At 65.9% G+C, this 15,791-nt stretch carries 11 protein-coding genes; 8 read left to right on the top strand and 3 right to left on the bottom strand.

Annotation, left to right across the window (positions count from 1 at the left end; all coding sequences use genetic code 11):
• Positions 1-2: 2 nt before the first annotated feature.
• Complete coding sequence (locus CGZ91_RS03910; protein WP_094452675.1) at positions 3-1,265, bottom strand: SPFH domain-containing protein; 1,263 nt, start codon at positions 1,263-1,265, stop codon at positions 3-5.
• Between the two features lie 35 nt (positions 1,266-1,300).
• Complete coding sequence (locus CGZ91_RS03905) at positions 1,301-1,777, bottom strand: NfeD family protein (RefSeq protein ID WP_094452673.1); 477 nt, start codon at positions 1,775-1,777, stop codon at positions 1,301-1,303.
• A 105-nt stretch (positions 1,778-1,882) separates the two neighbouring features.
• On the opposite strand from CGZ91_RS03905, the gene CGZ91_RS03900 reads away from it, so the two are divergent.
• From CGZ91_RS03900 to CGZ91_RS03870, 7 genes are all read left to right on the top strand, one after another.
• Entirely contained in the window at positions 1,883-2,890 is a 1,008-nt protein-coding gene (locus CGZ91_RS03900) for a hydroxyacid dehydrogenase (RefSeq protein ID WP_179229199.1), read from the top strand.
• A 298-nt stretch (positions 2,891-3,188) separates the two neighbouring features.
• Positions 3,189-4,262 (top strand): ABC transporter permease, encoded by a 1,074-nt coding sequence (locus CGZ91_RS03895; RefSeq protein WP_094452669.1) that lies wholly within the window; start codon positions 3,189-3,191, stop codon positions 4,260-4,262.
• Positions 4,259-5,248, top strand: coding sequence for a carbohydrate ABC transporter permease (locus CGZ91_RS03890; protein WP_229116404.1), 990 nt, complete (start codon positions 4,259-4,261; stop codon positions 5,246-5,248). Before CGZ91_RS03895 ends, CGZ91_RS03890 begins: the two co-directional genes overlap by 4 nt.
• A gap of 271 nt (positions 5,249-5,519) precedes the next feature.
• Positions 5,520-7,160, top strand: coding sequence for a type 2 periplasmic-binding domain-containing protein (locus CGZ91_RS03885; RefSeq protein ID WP_094452667.1), 1,641 nt, complete (start codon positions 5,520-5,522; stop codon positions 7,158-7,160).
• Positions 7,161-7,297: 137 nt separating this feature from the next.
• A complete protein-coding gene (locus tag CGZ91_RS03880) occupies positions 7,298-8,920 on the top strand; it encodes an extracellular solute-binding protein (RefSeq protein WP_094452665.1) in 1,623 nt (540 codons plus the stop codon).
• A 176-nt stretch (positions 8,921-9,096) separates the two neighbouring features.
• Entirely contained in the window at positions 9,097-10,731 is a 1,635-nt protein-coding gene (locus CGZ91_RS03875; RefSeq protein ID WP_179229198.1) for an extracellular solute-binding protein, read from the top strand.
• A gap of 237 nt (positions 10,732-10,968) precedes the next feature.
• The gene (locus CGZ91_RS03870; protein WP_144276771.1) at positions 10,969-12,621 is read left to right on the top strand and encodes an extracellular solute-binding protein; all 1,653 of its coding nucleotides are present in this window, start codon (positions 10,969-10,971) and stop codon (positions 12,619-12,621) included.
• Between the two features lie 198 nt (positions 12,622-12,819).
• On the opposite strand, the gene CGZ91_RS03865 is transcribed toward CGZ91_RS03870, so the two are convergent.
• Complete coding sequence (locus tag CGZ91_RS03865) at positions 12,820-14,373, bottom strand: DUF222 domain-containing protein (protein WP_094452659.1); 1,554 nt, start codon at positions 14,371-14,373, stop codon at positions 12,820-12,822.
• Positions 14,374-14,811: 438 nt separating this feature from the next.
• Between CGZ91_RS03865 and CGZ91_RS03860 the strand changes: the two genes are divergently transcribed.
• Positions 14,812-15,771 (top strand): alpha/beta hydrolase, encoded by a 960-nt coding sequence (locus CGZ91_RS03860; RefSeq protein WP_094452657.1) that lies wholly within the window; start codon positions 14,812-14,814, stop codon positions 15,769-15,771.
• The last annotated feature ends 20 nt before the right edge of the window (positions 15,772-15,791 follow it).

Raw genomic sequence — 15,791 nt, 5'->3', positions numbered from 1 at the left:
GCTCAGCGCTGCGGCGGCTGGCCCTGCCCGTACGGCTGGCCCGGATCGTAGGGAGCCTGCCCGGGGTCGAACTGGGGTTGGCTCTGCGGTGCGGGCGCACTCTGTTCGGGTGCCGGCGTCTCCGGTCCCCCGGTGCCGATCCCCGCTGGCCCCTTGGCGTCCAGGACGCCCCGGCTCAGCGAGGACTTCTTCTTCGGCTTGGGCGAGGTGCCGGCGTTCTCGATCTGCTTGGCCTCGGCGATCGCCTGGTCCACGGTGGCCCTGGTCTTGGCCTCGTCGGCCTTGGACTGCTCCTGGATCTCCTTGAAGACGTCGATCTTCTCGGGCGCCTGGAACTCGCCTTCGGTCTTCTGCGGCACCCCCGACAGGCCCTCCTTGAGCTGGCCGCCGATGCCCTGCAGGGCCTGGGTGACCTCGCTGGGAATGATCCACATCTTGTTGGAATCACCCTTCGCCAGCTGCGGCATCATCTGCAGGTACTGATAGCTCAGCAGCGCCTGGTCCGGCTTGCCGGCATGGATCGCGTTGAACACCGTCGAGATGGCCTGGGCCTCACCTTCGGCCCGCAGCATCGAGGACTGCCGATCGGCCTGGGCTCGCAGCACGGCGGCCTCGCGTTCACCCTGCGCCCTCAGGATCGCGGACTCCCGATCACCGCCGGCCGACAGGATCTGGGATTGCCGCTGGCCCTCGGCCAGCAGGATCTGGGCGCGCTTGTCGCGTTCGGCGCGGGCGCCCTTCTCCATGGCATCGCGGATGGTGGCCGGTGGTTCGATGGAGCGCAGCTCGACGCGGTTGACCTTGATGCCCCACTTGCCGGTGGCGTCGTCGAGGACGGCCCGCAGCTGGGCGTTGATCTCCTCGCGGCTGGTCAACGTCTGTTCCAGGTCCAGGCCGCCGATGATGTTGCGCAGCGTGGTCTGGGTGAGCTGTTCGATGGCCTGGATGTAGTTCTGCGCCTCGTACGCAGCCCGCTCCGGATCCATGATCTGGTAGTAGATGACCGAGTCGATCGACACCATCAGGTTGTCCTCGGTGATCACTCCCTGCGGCGGGAACGGCACCACGGCCTCACGCATGTCGAGCTTGTAGCGGACCTTGTCCACGAACGGCACGATCAGGTGCAGCCCCGGGTCCAACGGCGGCCCGTGGTATTTGCCCAGCCGTTCGACCAGGAAGACCTGTTGCTGGCGTACCAGTCGGATCGAGGAGATCAGGGCGCCGATGACCAGGACTGCGAGAAGGACGAGCAGAACGTACTCCATGACCGCACTCTACTGGTCGGTCCCGAATCGTCCGATCAGTCCCGCACCGGGTCCAGCGGCTGGTGCAGCGGATGGACCAGCGCGACGACACCCTCCACGCCCAACACTTCGACTGGCTGCCCGGCCTCGATGGTGGTGCCCGGCACGTACGGGCGAGCGGTCCAGTCCTGACCCTCGATCTTGACCGTGCCGTCAACCTCGCCGACCGCGCTGGTGGTGCGTCCCTCCGCGCCGAGCAGCTGGTCGTGCAGGGTCCGATAGCCCTTCGACAGCGCCATCCGGCGCTTGAGCGCCGGGCGCACCAGCAGCAACAACAGGGTGGCCGTGGCAAGCGCGATGATGACCTGGGCCCACACCACTCCGGGCAGCAGCACTGCGGCCAGGGTGCCGCCCAGCGCACCGCCGGCCAGCATCAGCAGCACGAAGTCGCCGGAGAGCAACTCCAGGGCGCTCAGGCCCAGTGCGCCGGCCAGCCACACCGCCCACGGGTTGTCCCGAATCCAGTCGAACATCGTTGCCCTCCTGTCCGAAGTCTAGTGGTCAGACCATGCCTCCCTCTCCTCGCTGCCAGCGATAGATTGACCAGACACCATCCACCGTGACTGAGAGGCCCGACTGTGCACTCCTCGCCCGCACCCATCATTCTCATCGCCCTGCCTGCAGGACTGGAGGAAAAGGTGCTGCGGCCCGAGGATCTGGCCCGCCTGGAGGCGCTGGCACCGGTGGAGCGGACCTCGGGTCAGATCGACTGGCGCGACCCCGCCACCGCTGAGCAGTTGTCCCGGGCCAAGGTCGTCGTCGCCGGCTGGGGGACGCCGCGACTGGATGCGGACCTGGTGGCTGGCACCCCGGTGGAGCTGGTGGCGTACACCGCGGGCAGCATCAAGGCGGTCTACGACCCCTCGCTGTACGCGGCCGGCGTACGGGTGACCGCCCAAGCCGGGGTCAACGCAGTGCCGGTGGCCGAGTTCACCCTCGGCGTGATTCTGCTGGCGTTGAAGGACACCTGGGCCCAACAGCGGCGATACCGTGAGGCCCGCCAGATGGTGCCGCCGCACGTCACTGACGGCATCGCGCACCGGACCGTCGGCATCATCGGCGCCTCCACGATCGGACGGATGGTGATGGAGCGGCTGTCCCGTTTCACCCTGGACCTGTGCCTCTACGACCCCTACGTCGACGAGGCCACCGCGGCCGAGCTGGGGGTCACGCTGGTACGCGAGCTGCCCGACCTGATGAGTCGCAGCGACGTGGTCTCACTGCACGCCCCGTGGCTGAAGTCGACCGAGGGGATGGTGGATGCGGCCGCGTTTCGGGCGATGCGTGACGGCGCCACCTTCATCAACACCGCGCGCGGCGCACTCGTGGACGAGCAGGCCATGATCGCTGAGCTGCAGACCGGTCGGTTCGAGGCGGTCCTGGACGTGACCTGGCCCGAGCCGCCAGTCGCCGACTCGCCGCTGTGGGAGCTGCCCAACGTCGTGCTGACGCCGCACATTGCGGGCTCCATCGGCACCGAGGTGTCCCTGATGGGGCGGGCCGCCGTGGACGACGTGGTGAGCTTTTTCCGCGACGGGACCTTGGAGCGCGAGGTGCCCGCCGAGCGCTATGACGCGCTTGCCTGACGGCCCCGTTGAAGGACCGCACGACCGTCCCTTCCGGGTCTCACCTCAGGTCCGGGTTGATGCCAATCGTTGGCCACATGCCCCACCCTGGGGTACTGTGCGGAGTGTCCTACGGGAAACCGTGTTCTACGGCAGTAACGGTTGCGTGACGAAGTTGTTTCACGCCATTGCCAAGAATCGGTTCGCTCCGTAGGGTGCGAGCACGCCGATCCACGGACGGTTCGGTGTGAAGGATCAGGAAGGGAGGGGCCGTGCCCCGGAGCAGCCTGCAACGTCGGCGACTCGATGGGGGTCTCACATGACCGCTATTGATCCGCGTACTGCTGGTTCAGCAGTTGACAAGCGCGAAGACGCACCCGACGCGTTGGACGATGCCACGTCGACCAAGAAGAAGCGCGGGAAGAAGGACAAGAAGCCGACTGGCATTGCCCTTCTCGAGAACCCCCGCAAGAAGAGTTTCGCAGCCCGGTTCCGCAATGACTGGCCACTGCTGCTGTTCGCCCTCCCGGGCGTGATCTACTTCGTCACGTTCCATTACTTGCCCCTGTTGGGCAACGTGATCGCCTTCAAGGACTACCAGCCGTTCATCGGCATCCTGGAGTCCGACTGGGTGGGCTTCGAGAACTTCGAGATCATCTTCAACGGTGATCCACAGTTCCTGAACGCGCTGGCCAACACCATGATCATCACGTTCCTGCAGCTGGTCTTCACGTTCCCGGCGCCGATCATCCTGGCGCTGCTGATGAACGCGATGATGAACCAGACTGCCAAGCGGATCGTGCAGTCGATTCTTTACCTCCCGCACTTCCTCTCGTGGGTGGTCGTGGTGGCACTGTTCCAGAGCATCCTCGGCTACAACGGCCCGCTGTGGCACGGCATGGCCGGGCTCGACCTGGGTGAGCCGAACATCATCGGCAACCCGGATGTGTTCAAGCCGCTGCTGATCATCCAGGACATCTGGAAGAGTGCGGGCTGGGGCACCATTCTCTTCCTGGCGGCGCTGGCAGGCATTGATGCTGAGCTGTACGAGGCGGCAGCCGTGGACGGCGCCTCCAAGTGGTCGCAGCTGTGGAATGTCACCCTGCCCGGCATCCGTCCGGTCATCATCCTGCTGCTGATCCTGCGTATCGGCGACATCCTGTCGGTCGGCTTCGAACAGATTCAGCTGCAGCAGAACGCCGTGGGTATACAAGCATCAGAAGTGCTCGACACCTACGTCTACAACAACGGCATCGTGGCCGGTGGCTGGGGCGAGTCCGCCGCAGTCGGCCTGGTCAAGGGCGTGCTGGCAGTCATCCTCGTGCTCGGCGCCAACAAGTTGGCTCACGTCTTCGGCGAGGCCGGTATCTACCAAGGAGCTGACAAGGCATGAGCGGCGGAATGGGGCACGTCGACGCGGTCGCGGACTACGAGAAGGACACCAAGAAGTCCAAGAACGCGCTCAACGTCAAGCAGAAGTACAACACCGACCAGCCAGGCATGTATGTGGGGTCGAAGTCCTCCCCGGTGGCGGCCTTCTTCCGAGGTCTGGTCCTCTTCATCGCTGCGGCGCTGGTGGTGGTGCCGTTCTGGATGGTCATCATGACCAGCTTTGCCGACGAGGTGCAGATCGGTCGGGAGGGTGGCCTGGTCTTCTGGCCGCAGAACCCGAGCCTCACCGCGTACAAGGCGATCCTCGGTGGCGGTCAGGTCACCCAGGCGCTCGGTGTGTCGATCTTCGTCACCCTCGTCGGTACCGGCCTGTCGCTGCTGGCGACGACCATGCTGGCGTACGCGCTGTCGCAGCGGCAGATGCTGTTCAACAAGTTCATCCTGTTCATGGTGCTGCTGACCATGCTGTTCTCGGCCGGCATGATCCCGGTGTACCTGACGGTGCGCCAGGTGGGCCTGCTGAATTCGGTGTGGTCGCTGATCTTCCCGGTGCTGATCAGTGGCTTCAACACCATCGTGATGCGCGCGTTCTTCATGAACCTGCCGCAGGAGTTGAGCCAGGCAGCCCGGATCGACGGTGCCAGTGAGATGCGCATCTTTGCCAACATCGTGCTGCCGCTGTCGAAGCCGATTCTGGCTGCGATCGGCCTGTTCTACGCCGTGACCTACTGGAACGTCTACTTCTCCGCGTTGCTCTACCTCAACGACGCCTCGAAGTGGCCGATCCAGTTGATCCTGCGTCAGTACCTGGTGAACCAGAGCCAGATCAACCCCGACCAGATGGACATCGTCGCGGAAATGATGCCGCCACAGCCGGCACTGCAGATGGCGATCCTGGTGGTCGCGCTGGTACCGATTGCCATGGTGTACCCCTTCCTCCAGAAGCACTTCACCAAGGGCATGCTCACCGGTGCGGTCAAGGGCTGACGCCCACCGCGCACCGCACCGCACGACCACAACGACAACCAGCGGCGGGTCCTGCTTCGGCAGGACCCGCCGTCGGCGTTCCAGGTCAGGTGGGAGTGATTACGTGAAACGTCATGCAGATGGCCCTGTTTGGTCAAGGATTGATTACGGTCAGCGGGTTTGGGTTGCGCTTTCCGTAGGGCCATATGACGGTAGTAACGCAATTCCGGCGCATCTGCGCCGACACCCACCACCGGTTGCAGAGCCGGTACGGACAACGTAGGAGTTGGCCATGGTTTCACGACGACAACTGCTCGGTGGCACTGGAGCCGCCGCCCTGGCGGTGGCGGGCCTCAGCGCCTGCGGGCCCAATGACACCCCGGCAGGCGGTCGAGGCGGCGGTGGTGGGGGAGACGCCAATGCCGGCGTGGAGTTCCCCACCTATGTCCCGCTCGAGTTCAGCACGCCGGATCTGCCCAGCGATGGCGAGAACTCGATCCCGGCCGGATACTTCAGCTTCCCCGACAGCAGCGAGGCGCTGCACGAGTTGCCCTTCCCGGAGTCCGAGCCGTTCTCGATGATGGCCCAGATGAACCCGGACGAATCGATCCGCCCTGACAACCAGTGGTATCAGAAGCTCGCCACTGACATGGGCAACAAGTTCGAGATGATCAACGGCACCTTCACCGAGTACAAGAGCAAGTACACCGTGGTCCTGGCCTCCGGTGACCTGCCCGACTTCTTGCAGATGCAGTCGGTGCCGCAGTATCCCGCGATGCTCGAGAAGAACTTCACCGACTTCACCCCCTACATCTCTGGGGACAACATCAAGGAGTTCCCCGGTCTGGCGTCGATCCCGACGGAGAGTTGGAACATTCCGCTGGTCAACGGCAAGTTCTGGGGTGTCGTGCAGCCGCGGCCGCCGGCCGGTCGGATCCTGTCGGTGCGCAACGACCTGCTTGCCGAGCGCGGGATCGAGGAGAATCCCACCGTCGCCAACGGTGAGGAGTTCTTGGACCTGTGCCGGGAGCTGACCGGGGACGGCAAGTTCGCCTTCGCCAGTGACCCGGATGCGTGGGTGCTGCGGGTCATCCTCGAGATGACCGGAGCGCCGAACAACTGGTCAGTCGAGGGCGGCAAGTTCACCAACTGGTACGAGACCGAGGCGTACGAACAGGCGCTGGAGATCACCCAGCAGATGTGGCAGGAGAAGCTGATCCACCCCGAGGCGATTGCCAACCCCGGTAACAACTTCGCCTGGCTCAGTGGCGGCGTCTCCACCCTGTACGCCCAGGGGTTCACGGGGTGGGCGACTTACGCCCAGCAATACCCTGACTGGAACATGGGCTTCATCGAGCTGCCCAAGTGGGACGGCGGCGGAGTGGCCGACATCCACAAGAGCGAGGCGGGCTACGCCACCTTCATCGGCATGTCCAAGCAGCCCAGCGAGGAGCGTACGCTCGCGCTGCTGCGGATCCTGGACTACCTCGCCTCACCGTTCGGCACGCAAGAGTACCAGACCATCGAGTACGGCATCGAGGGACGACACTTCAACTTCGACGATGGCGGCAACCCGACCCCGATCTCAGCGGCCGTCGAGTCCGAGAAGTTCGGCGGGCTTCGGTACGCCGGCACCCGGCCCTACTCGCAGCTGTATCTGCCCGGCCAGGAGGAGCTGGTGCGGGCCCAGCACGCCTACCTCACCGAGAAGCTGCCCACCGCCAAGGCGAACGCCTCCAGCGGCCTCTACTCCGAGACGGCGACGGGCGGGGACCAGTCCTTCAGCAAGACCGCCAAGGACGCCCGCCTCCAGATCATCCAGGGCCGACAGAGTCTGTCGACCTGGGCGGATGTGGTCCAGGATTGGAAGAACGGCACCGGCGACACCGTACGCGGTGAGTATGAGGAGGCGTACGCGGAGGCCAACGGCTGAGCGCCCTCCCGCTGGGGCCCGTCGACACTGTGTCGACGGGCCCCATTGCGCTTTCGGTGCCGGGGTGGATACTTCAGGCAAACGATTACTACCGGTAATTGTTGTTGAGGGTAACCGTCTCAGAGGAGTGATGGACCGTGGTTTCACGTCGGCAGTTGTTGGGTGGCGCAGGTGGCGCTGCGTTGGCGATCGCGGGGCTGAGCGCCTGCTCGAGCGACGGCGGTGGCGAGACCACCTCCGGCAGTCAGCAGGGTGACACCCAGCAGCCGACCTACACCCCGTTCCCGGGTGCCCCGGAGCCGGACCTGCCCGCCGATCCGGACGCGGGCGTGCCGCCGGCGTACTTCTCCTATCCGGAGATCAGCGATGCCGGCCCGTTGCCGCGGCCCGAGATTGCGCCCTTCTCGATCATGGCGCAGGCGACCGGCATCCCCGCCGGCGACAACACCTGGAGCGCGCTGTTGGCGGAGCAGATGGGTGCCAAGTTTGAGCTGATCGCGGCGCCGTCGGCGGAGTACACCAGCAAGTTCCAGGTGATGATGGCCTCGAACGACTTGCCCGACCTGCTGCAGATCGCGACGGTGCCGCAGTTCCCGCAGCTGCTCGAGGCGAAGATGACCGATCTGACGCCTTATCTGGCCGGCGACGCGATCAACAACTATCCGGGGCTCGCCTCGATCATGCCGAAGACCTGGGAAATTCCGCTGGTCAACGGCAAGTACTGGGGTGTCTCCCAGTCGCGGCCGCCGGCCGGCCGAATCATCTCGACCCGTGGCGACATTCTGGCCGAGCGTGGGTTGGAGGCAACCCAGAGCCCCGCCAACGGCGAGGAGTTCCTGGACATCCTGCGCGAGCTGAGCGGCGGCGGGAAGTTCGCGATGGGCGCCGACCCGTATGGCTGGCTGCTGCCCGCGCTGTTGGAGATGATGGGTGCGCCCAACGCCTGGTCCGAGGAGGGTGGCAAGTTCACCCACCAGTTCGAGTCGCCGATCTACAAGGAAGCGCTTGCGGTGGCGGCCCAGGTCTGGGATGAGGGGCTGCTGCATCCGGAGTCGATTTCCAACCCGGGTAACAACTCGATGTGGCTCACCGGTGGTGTCACCTCGCTCTACATCCAAGCCTTCACTGGCTGGCAGACCTTCGCCCAGAACTACCCCGACTGGGGCATCTCCTATCTCGAACTGCCGCAGTGGGACGGCGGTGGCCCGGCCCCGATCCACGCCGGCCCGGCCGGCTACGGCGCGTGGGTGGGCATCACCAAGCAGGACAGCGAAGAACGGGTGCTCGAGCTGCTCGGCATCCTCGACTACATCGCCTCGCCGTTCGGATCGACCGAATACACCGCGCTGTCGTGGGGTGTCGAGGGGACCCACTACAACCTCGACGAGTCCGGCAACCCCGCGATCGTGGCAGCGGCCCGCGAGCGGGACCAGGTCGGCGGCATCGGCTATGCCGGCTCCAAGGCCTACTCCCAGCTCTACCTGCCGGGACAGAAGGAACTCGTTGAAGCCCAGCACGAGTACCTCACCAAGAAGCTGCCCGATGCCGTGGCCAACGCCGCCACCGGCCTCTACTCGGAGTCGGCGACCTCGAAGGGGGCCGGCATGAGCCAGCAGATCAAGTCCGAAGCGCTGGAGATCATCCAGGGCCGCAAGCCGGTCGACTCCTGGGACGCGGTCGTCACCGAGTGGAAAGGCCAGTCCGGTGACGCGAGCCGCAAGGAGTACGAGGACGCGTTCGCGGCAGCCCAGAACGGGTGATCAAGCCGTACGCCTGATCGGGCGACAGGCGGGGCTCGCTTCGGCGGGCCCCGCCTTTGTGTTGCCGCAAGCGGGCATGGAGCGAGCCCGGTTTGTCTGTGGACGGGGCGCGAGCTAGCCTCGGGTAACCGATTACTGCAAGGAAGTTTGCCGAAAAATCCAACATCATGGGAGTGATGGTTATTTCCATTTCACGTCGACAGCTGTTGGGTGGCGCCGGCGGCGCTGCTCTGGCCATCGCAGGTCTCAGCGCCTGCTCGAGCGATGGCGGCGGAGGTGGAAACAGTTCAGGCTCGCAGCAGGGTGACACCCTCGAACCGGCGTACACCCCGTTCCCGGGTGCCCCGGAGCCGGACCTGCCGGCCGATCCGGAGTCGGGTGTGCCGGCTGCGTACTTCTCCTATCCGGAGATCAGTGACGCCGGTCAGGTGCCGCGACCGGAGATCGCTCCTTTCTCGATCATGGCGCAGGCCACCGGCATCCCGACGGCGGACAACAGCTGGGGCAAGCTGCTGTCGGAGCAGATGGGCGCCGAGTTCGAACTGATCGCTGCCACCTCGGCGGAGTACCGCGACAAGTTCCAGGTGATGATGGCGTCGGGCGACCTGCCTGACCTGCTGCAGATGCAGACCGTGCCGCAGTTCCCCAAGCTGCTCGAACAGCAAATGACCGACCTCACCCCGTACCTGTCCGGGGATGCGATCAATCAGTTCCCGGGCCTGGCCTCGACGCTGCCGCAGACCTGGCAGCTGCCGCTGCTCAACGGGAAGTACTGGGGTGTCGCGCAGGCGCGGCCGCCGGCCGGCCGGATCATCTCCTGCCGCGGCGACATGCTCGCCGAGCGTGGCATCGAGAACACTCCGGCGCCGGCCAACGGCGAGGAGTTCATCGACTTGATGCGCGAGCTCACCGGCGGCGGAAAGTTTGCCATGGGCGCGGATCCGGCCTCGTGGCTGCTGGTCGCGATCCTGGAGATGATGGGCGCACCCAACGGCTGGGCCGAGGAGGGTGGCCAGTTCACTCACCAGTACGAGACGGAGCAGTACAAGGAAGCGCTTGCCGCGACTGCCCGGATCTGGGATGAGGGGCTGCTGCATCCGGAGTCGATCTCGAACCCGGGCAACAACTCGATGTGGCTCACCAGTGACGTCACCGCCCTCTACATCCAGGCCTTCACCGGCTGGCAGACCTTCGCGCAGAGCAACCCCGAGTGGGACATTTCCTATGTCGAGATGCCGCAATGGGACGGCGGCGGCGCGGTCGCGATCCACCAGGGCGTCCCCGGTTATCCGAACTGGGTCGGCATCCCCAAGCAGGACAACGAGGAGCGGGTACTGGAACTGCTCGGCATCCTCGACTACATCGCCTCGCCGTTCGGCTCGACCGAATACACCGCGCTGTCGTGGGGTGTCGAGGGGACCCACTACAACTTCGACGAGGGCGGCAACCCGACGATCATCGCGGATGCGCGCAAGCGCGACCAGGTCGGCGGTCTGGGATACGCCGGCTCCAAGGCGTTCTCCCAGCTCTACCTGCCCGGTCAGCAGGAGCTCGTCCAGGCCCAGCACGAATACCTGACGACGAAGCTGCCGGAGGCGGTGCCGAACGCGGCCACCGGTCTCTATTCGGAGAGCGAGACCACCAAGGGTGCCGCGATGGCGGTCCAGATCAAGTCCGACACGTTGGAGATCATCCAGGGCCGCAAGCCCGTGGAGGACTGGGACGGCATCGTCGAGCAGTGGCGGCGGAGTTCGGGCGATGACACCCGCGCCGAATACCAGGAAGCGTTCGCCGCGTCCCAGAACGGCTGACCGGCGTACCGCTGCACCACGACGACACCTGCACCACGAACGGGGGCTCGCTTCGGCGGCCCCCGTTTGCCGTGCGTACGCCCGGGTGCTTCCGGTTTCCGGGACAGCCGATACCGATTCGGTCACGGCCGTTCGCGCCTCAGGAACGCGCTTGCAGGAGACCCTCGCGGCGGGTTCACTGGCTCGCACCGTGCGGAGTTGTCGCGCGGTCCGTGCTGAGGACAAGGATGTGCAGAGATGGCGGTTTCACGACGGAATTTGCTGGCTGGTATCGGTTTGGCAGGGATGACCCTGGGCGCTGGAACGTTGGCGGGCTGCAGCACCGATGGCGGCGCGGGTGGCGCCGACGAGCCCCGCGCCGGCAGCCAGCAGGCCGGCACCCAGATGCCGGCGTACGTGCCCTTCGAGGGCGCCGAACCGGATCTGCCCGGTGATCCTGACTTGGGAGTGCCGCCGGCGTACTTTGCCCATCCGGCCGACGTGGAGCCGATGCGGGACAACCTGCCGCTGCCGGAGACCGATCCGATCCACTTCTTGGCGTCGATCGGTGTCGAGTATCTGCCGGGCAGCAACAACCCCTGGTACGACATGCTCAGCACCGAGATCGGCAACAAGTTCGAGTTGATCGCCGGCGGTGCCGCCGACTACCTGAACAAGTACCAGGTGCAGCTGGCCTCCAATGATCTGCCCGAGGCCATGATGATGCTCAAGGTCGCGCAGTTCCCGCAGCTGCTGGACGCGAAGATGACCGACCTGACGCCCTTCCTCAGCGGCGACGCGATCAAGGAGTACCCCGGCCTGGCATCGATCCTGCCGGAGACCTGGATGATCCCGATGGTCAACGGCAAGATCTGGGGCATCCCGCAGCAGCGGCCGCCGGCGGGGCAGATGCTGCAGGTGCGCGGCGATCTGATGGAGCAGCGGGGTCTGCCGCTCATCCCCGAGCCGGCCAACGGGGAGGAGTTCCGTGACCTGCTCAAGGAGGTCAGCGGTGGTGGCAACTTCGCGCTGGGTCAGGATCCGATCGGCTCGATCCTCGAGGTCACCCTGCAGATGATGGGGGCCAACAATGGCTGGGGCGTTGCCGAGGATGGCACCTTCAGTCATGCGCTGGAGTCGGAGATCTACATCGAGGCGCTGGACGTGGCCTCGCAGCTGTGGGCCGACGGCGTGATGCACCCGGATTCGATCTCGAATGCGGGCAATCTCCTCAACTGGCAGCAGGCCGGTGTGACGTCGATGGTGGTTCAGCAGTTCACCGCGTGGGTGTCGTTCGCGCGCCGGTTCCCGACCTGGAACCTCAGCTACGTCAGCCTGCCCAAGTGGGAGGGTGGCGGCGAGACCAACATCTACAAGTCCGCGCCCGGCTTCGGCAACTTCATTGGCATCCCCAAGCAGGACTCCGAGGAGCGGGTCAAGGAGATCCTGCGGGTGTTCGACTACGTCGCGAGCCCGTTCGGCACCAAGGAATACCTCAACTTCATCTTCGGCATCGAAGGCAAGCACTGGGACCGCGACGCCGAGGGCAATGCCCAGACCAATGCCGAGGGGCGTGCGGCGGACTGGTTCGGCGGTCTGGAGTACGCCGGCTCCAGGGAGTTCTCGCAGGTCTACATCCCGGGCAACGAGGAACTCACCACCCGCCAGCACACCTACCTCAAGGAGAAGCTGCCCACCGGTGTCGCCGACGCGAGCCTGGGGCTCTACTCGGAGACCGCGACCACCGAGGGCGCGGCGATGGACACCCAGCTCAAGGACGCGCGCCACGAGATCATCCGCGGCAACCGTTCCGCGTCGACTTGGACCGACATCGTGCAGGAGTGGCGCCGCCGCTCCGGCGACGAGTCCCGCATTGAATACCAGGAGGCGTACGCCCAGCTGAACGGCTGAGCGTCAGGACAGCTAGCGGTGGCGCCGCCGGGCGAGCAGGTCGGCCTCACGTTCGGTGGTGATGCCGGTGATCCGGGCGGTCGGGTCGGCGTCGAGCCACGTGCGGGTGTCCTGGGCGGTTGCGGCGATCGGGCGCGGCGTGAGCCCAGCGGCCAGGGCGGGGCGCGCGTCATGGGGGGCCGGGGGCTGTCAGGTAGGTCAGGCGGCTGCTGCTGTGGCGTCTTCGTTGATGGTGTCGTGGGGGTCGTGGATGAGCCAGCAGTGGCTGGCGGTGACGAGGTATTGGAATCCGAGTGGTGAGGTCCACAGGAGGATGCCTGGGCTGGGTTGGACGACATGCCAGCTGGCGTGGGTTTTGGCGCGGTGTTCTCGTCTGGCGAGCGGGGAGAGGTTGCCGGGGCGAGTTGGTGGCGGATCGTCCGGTGGATGGCCGTCGGGTGATGTCTGGTCCGACGGGCCGTCGTCCGATGGGTCGTCTGGTGGGTCTGGGTCGGGGAGGATCGCGAGCGGTGGGAGCTTCCAGGGTTGGGTGTGGTCGATGTCGAGGTGGCCGCTGTTGCGGTTGGAGAACGGGAACATCGACCTCGGATTTCTGAGTGTCACCCATTCGCGCATGGCCTCGGGGATCTCGTACGCCTCGGTCGCCCAGGCCTGATCTGGTGCGAGGACGGGGCGGACGGTGACGTGGGAGTCGGCCAGCAGGCCTTTCAACCAGCTGGTGAGGACCGGTCCGACGCCCTCGACGCGGGCGATCCCACCGTCTTTGAGGCTGGCATCAGTGACGTGGACGACGAGCCGGGCCTTCGGCAACAGCTTGGCTGGATCGACGGTGACCTGCCCGCAGGTGTGGGCCGGGGAGCTCGCCGTCGGGCACCCCGAACCAGGCTCCAGGTGGTCCTCGTCGGGCGCGTGGGCGAGTTCGATGTCGTCGAGCTCGTCGATCAATGAGTCTTGCAGCAGGTGCAGTGCCCGGGCTGGGGTGGCGAGGATCCCGAGCGCGAGGGCTCGCCGTACGTCGCGCGGGTCCATCGTCGCCGGCACATCGCCCGCGGTGCTCTCGGCGCGGCGGTTGTGGAGTTGACTTTGGCCGATGATGGTCGCGAGCCGATTCAGTTGGGCATCGAGGTGGATTGCGGTGGTGACGTCAACGGTGGCTTCGATGTGTCGGGTTACGCCCTCGCCTCGGTGGTTGATGGAGACGTGCCGGCGGGCCAGTTCGGCCTCGTGTGCAGTCTGTGCCGTCTCAGGTGAGTGTTCCAGGACGATCGCGTCGATCATGTGCTTCAGGGCTTGTTTGCCCATCGAGGTCCCGAACTCGGCGACTTGCGCATCGATCCGGGCACACAGTTCGACGGGCAGGTTGCTGGTTTGGCCGACCAGATGATGCGCCTGCCACACTCGCAGCTTGCCTTCACCGAGCACTTTCCAGGTCATCGGGAATCGGCCCCGCAGCGCCAACGCATGAGCCAACTCGACATGGGCCTCGTCCCTGGACATGCCGAGTGCGGCGCCCAACTCGAGGACGCAGAACTCACCAACCAGCGGCGTACCCTCCCCGCCCGGACGCACCAGCCGTTCGCCGACAGGGCCGGAACCGCCCGGGTATTCGATGGCGTACCAGTCCGCGTCGTAGAGGTCGGCGAAGTCGGCGACCTTCATGAACTCCCGCGCCTCCGCCCGAAGCTTCTCGGCCTTCGCAGCACGGATCTCAGAGACCACCTGGAGCGCTGCTGCGGCGTGGGGATCGGTCATGACGGTCACTTCCTTGAGGGTCGAACCGGCGTTCGATTGAATGCCTTCAGCCTACGCCGTCATACCGACAAAAACTAGAGAAGGCGGCGATCAACCGAACGAATGTTCGAGAAGATTTGGAGTTGTGGCGCTGCGGTCGGACGCCGTCCGAGCTGGGTGCGTCGGCGTACGTCCACTCCGATGAAGTGCCGGGTGGGATCACAGACGCAGCAATGAAGCCGTGCCGGTTTCACCTGCACAACTACAGCATCGTGCAGTTGTGCACGGCCAGCCGTGACGGCAGACCAACCTGCCGACCCGCCACGTCGTCGTTGCTGCGTCGTTGATCCCAACCGGCACGTCGCCGACGTGCCTTCACCTGCCGTCGCAGGTGATTCGCCGCGACCGAACTGAGCCCGCGCGCACCACGCTGGCCCCCACCTCGCTAGCGTGATCCCCATGGAACCACTCGTGACTCTCCCCACCAGCCTCGGCGTGGAGCGGGTGCCCGTGCCGGCGCCCACCGTCGGCGCGCTGGGGGAGAAGGTGTGGCAGGAACTGCACTACGCCGCCTGGGACGGCTATCGGCCGCTCAGCCTCGATCTGCGGGCGCCCGCCGGCGTCGACCGGCCACCGCTGGTGGTCTGGGTCCACGGCGGCTCCTGGGAGCATGGCACTCGTCGGATGCTGCCGATCAACCTGCAGCCCCTGTTCGGTCGGGTGCTCGAGGCGGGCATGGCCGTCGCGAGCCTGGACTATCGACTGCTGGACGAGGCGCCCTTCCCGGCGCCGCGCGATGACGTACGCGATGCGCTGGCCTGGCTGGTCGACAACTCCGAGGCCTTTGGATACGACCACCGTCGCCTCGCCCTGTGGGGCGAATCGGCCGGCGGGCATCTGGGGCTGCTGGCGGCGTACGCCGAAGGCTCACCGGTGCGCGCGATGGTCGACTTCTATGGTCCGACCGACCTGATGTCGTTGCTGTCCTTCCATTCTCCCGGCGCCCAGCCCGGCAGTGGCGTCACCCTGCTGGCGGCCTCGCTGGGGCTCGACACCCACCGGCCGGTGCCGCTGTCGGCGATTCCGGCCAACTTGCCCGCCGGGGTTGATCGTTCGCTGGTGCGCCGGCTGCTCGCTCTGGAGGCCCAGGGCTGGGAGACCCCGGGCTCATCTCCGAGCGGTCTGGTCCGTCCGGGCCTGCCGCCCACCCTGCTGGTGCACGGTCGCGACGACGACGTGGTGCCGCTGGCGCAGTCCGAAGGGTTGGCCAAGGATCTGGAACAGACCGGCAACCAAGTCGAGCTGGTGGTCACCGACGGCGGCCATGTCTTCGAAGGCCCCGACGGCGTTGCGATCGGCAGCGAGATGATCGACCGCGCCATCTCGTGGATCGCTGACCGGATCGCCGAAGTGCGTTGAACAGAGCCGTGCGTTGAACA

The sequence above is a fragment of the Parenemella sanctibonifatiensis genome (assembly GCF_002250565.1).
In the GTDB taxonomy this organism is placed as follows: Bacteria; Actinomycetota; Actinomycetes; order Propionibacteriales; family Propionibacteriaceae; genus Parenemella; species Parenemella sanctibonifatiensis.
The sequence above is the reverse complement of the archived record's forward strand: the minus strand, read 5'-3'. Positions and strand labels throughout refer to the sequence as shown.

Bases quoted from the DNA above. Each gene is read 5' to 3' on its own strand.
- CGZ91_RS03910 (WP_094452675.1), bottom strand. From the start codon at position 1,265: ATGGAGTACGTTCTGCTCGTCCTTCTCGCAGTCCTGGTCATCGGCGCC.
- CGZ91_RS03905 (WP_094452673.1), bottom strand. From the start codon at position 1,777: ATGTTCGACTGGATTCGGGACAACCCGTGGGCGGTGTGGCTGGCCGGC.
- CGZ91_RS03895 (WP_094452669.1), top strand. From the start codon at position 3,189: ATGACCGCTATTGATCCGCGTACTGCTGGTTCAGCAGTTGACAAGCGC.
- CGZ91_RS03890 (WP_229116404.1), top strand. From the start codon at position 4,259: ATGAGCGGCGGAATGGGGCACGTCGACGCGGTCGCGGACTACGAGAAG.
- CGZ91_RS03885 (WP_094452667.1), top strand. From the start codon at position 5,520: ATGGTTTCACGACGACAACTGCTCGGTGGCACTGGAGCCGCCGCCCTG.
- CGZ91_RS03875 (WP_179229198.1), top strand. From the start codon at position 9,097: ATGGTTATTTCCATTTCACGTCGACAGCTGTTGGGTGGCGCCGGCGGC.
- CGZ91_RS03870 (WP_144276771.1), top strand. From the start codon at position 10,969: ATGGCGGTTTCACGACGGAATTTGCTGGCTGGTATCGGTTTGGCAGGG.
- CGZ91_RS03865 (WP_094452659.1), bottom strand. From the start codon at position 14,373: ATGACCGATCCCCACGCCGCAGCAGCGCTCCAGGTGGTCTCTGAGATC.
- CGZ91_RS03860 (WP_094452657.1), top strand. From the start codon at position 14,812: ATGGAACCACTCGTGACTCTCCCCACCAGCCTCGGCGTGGAGCGGGTG.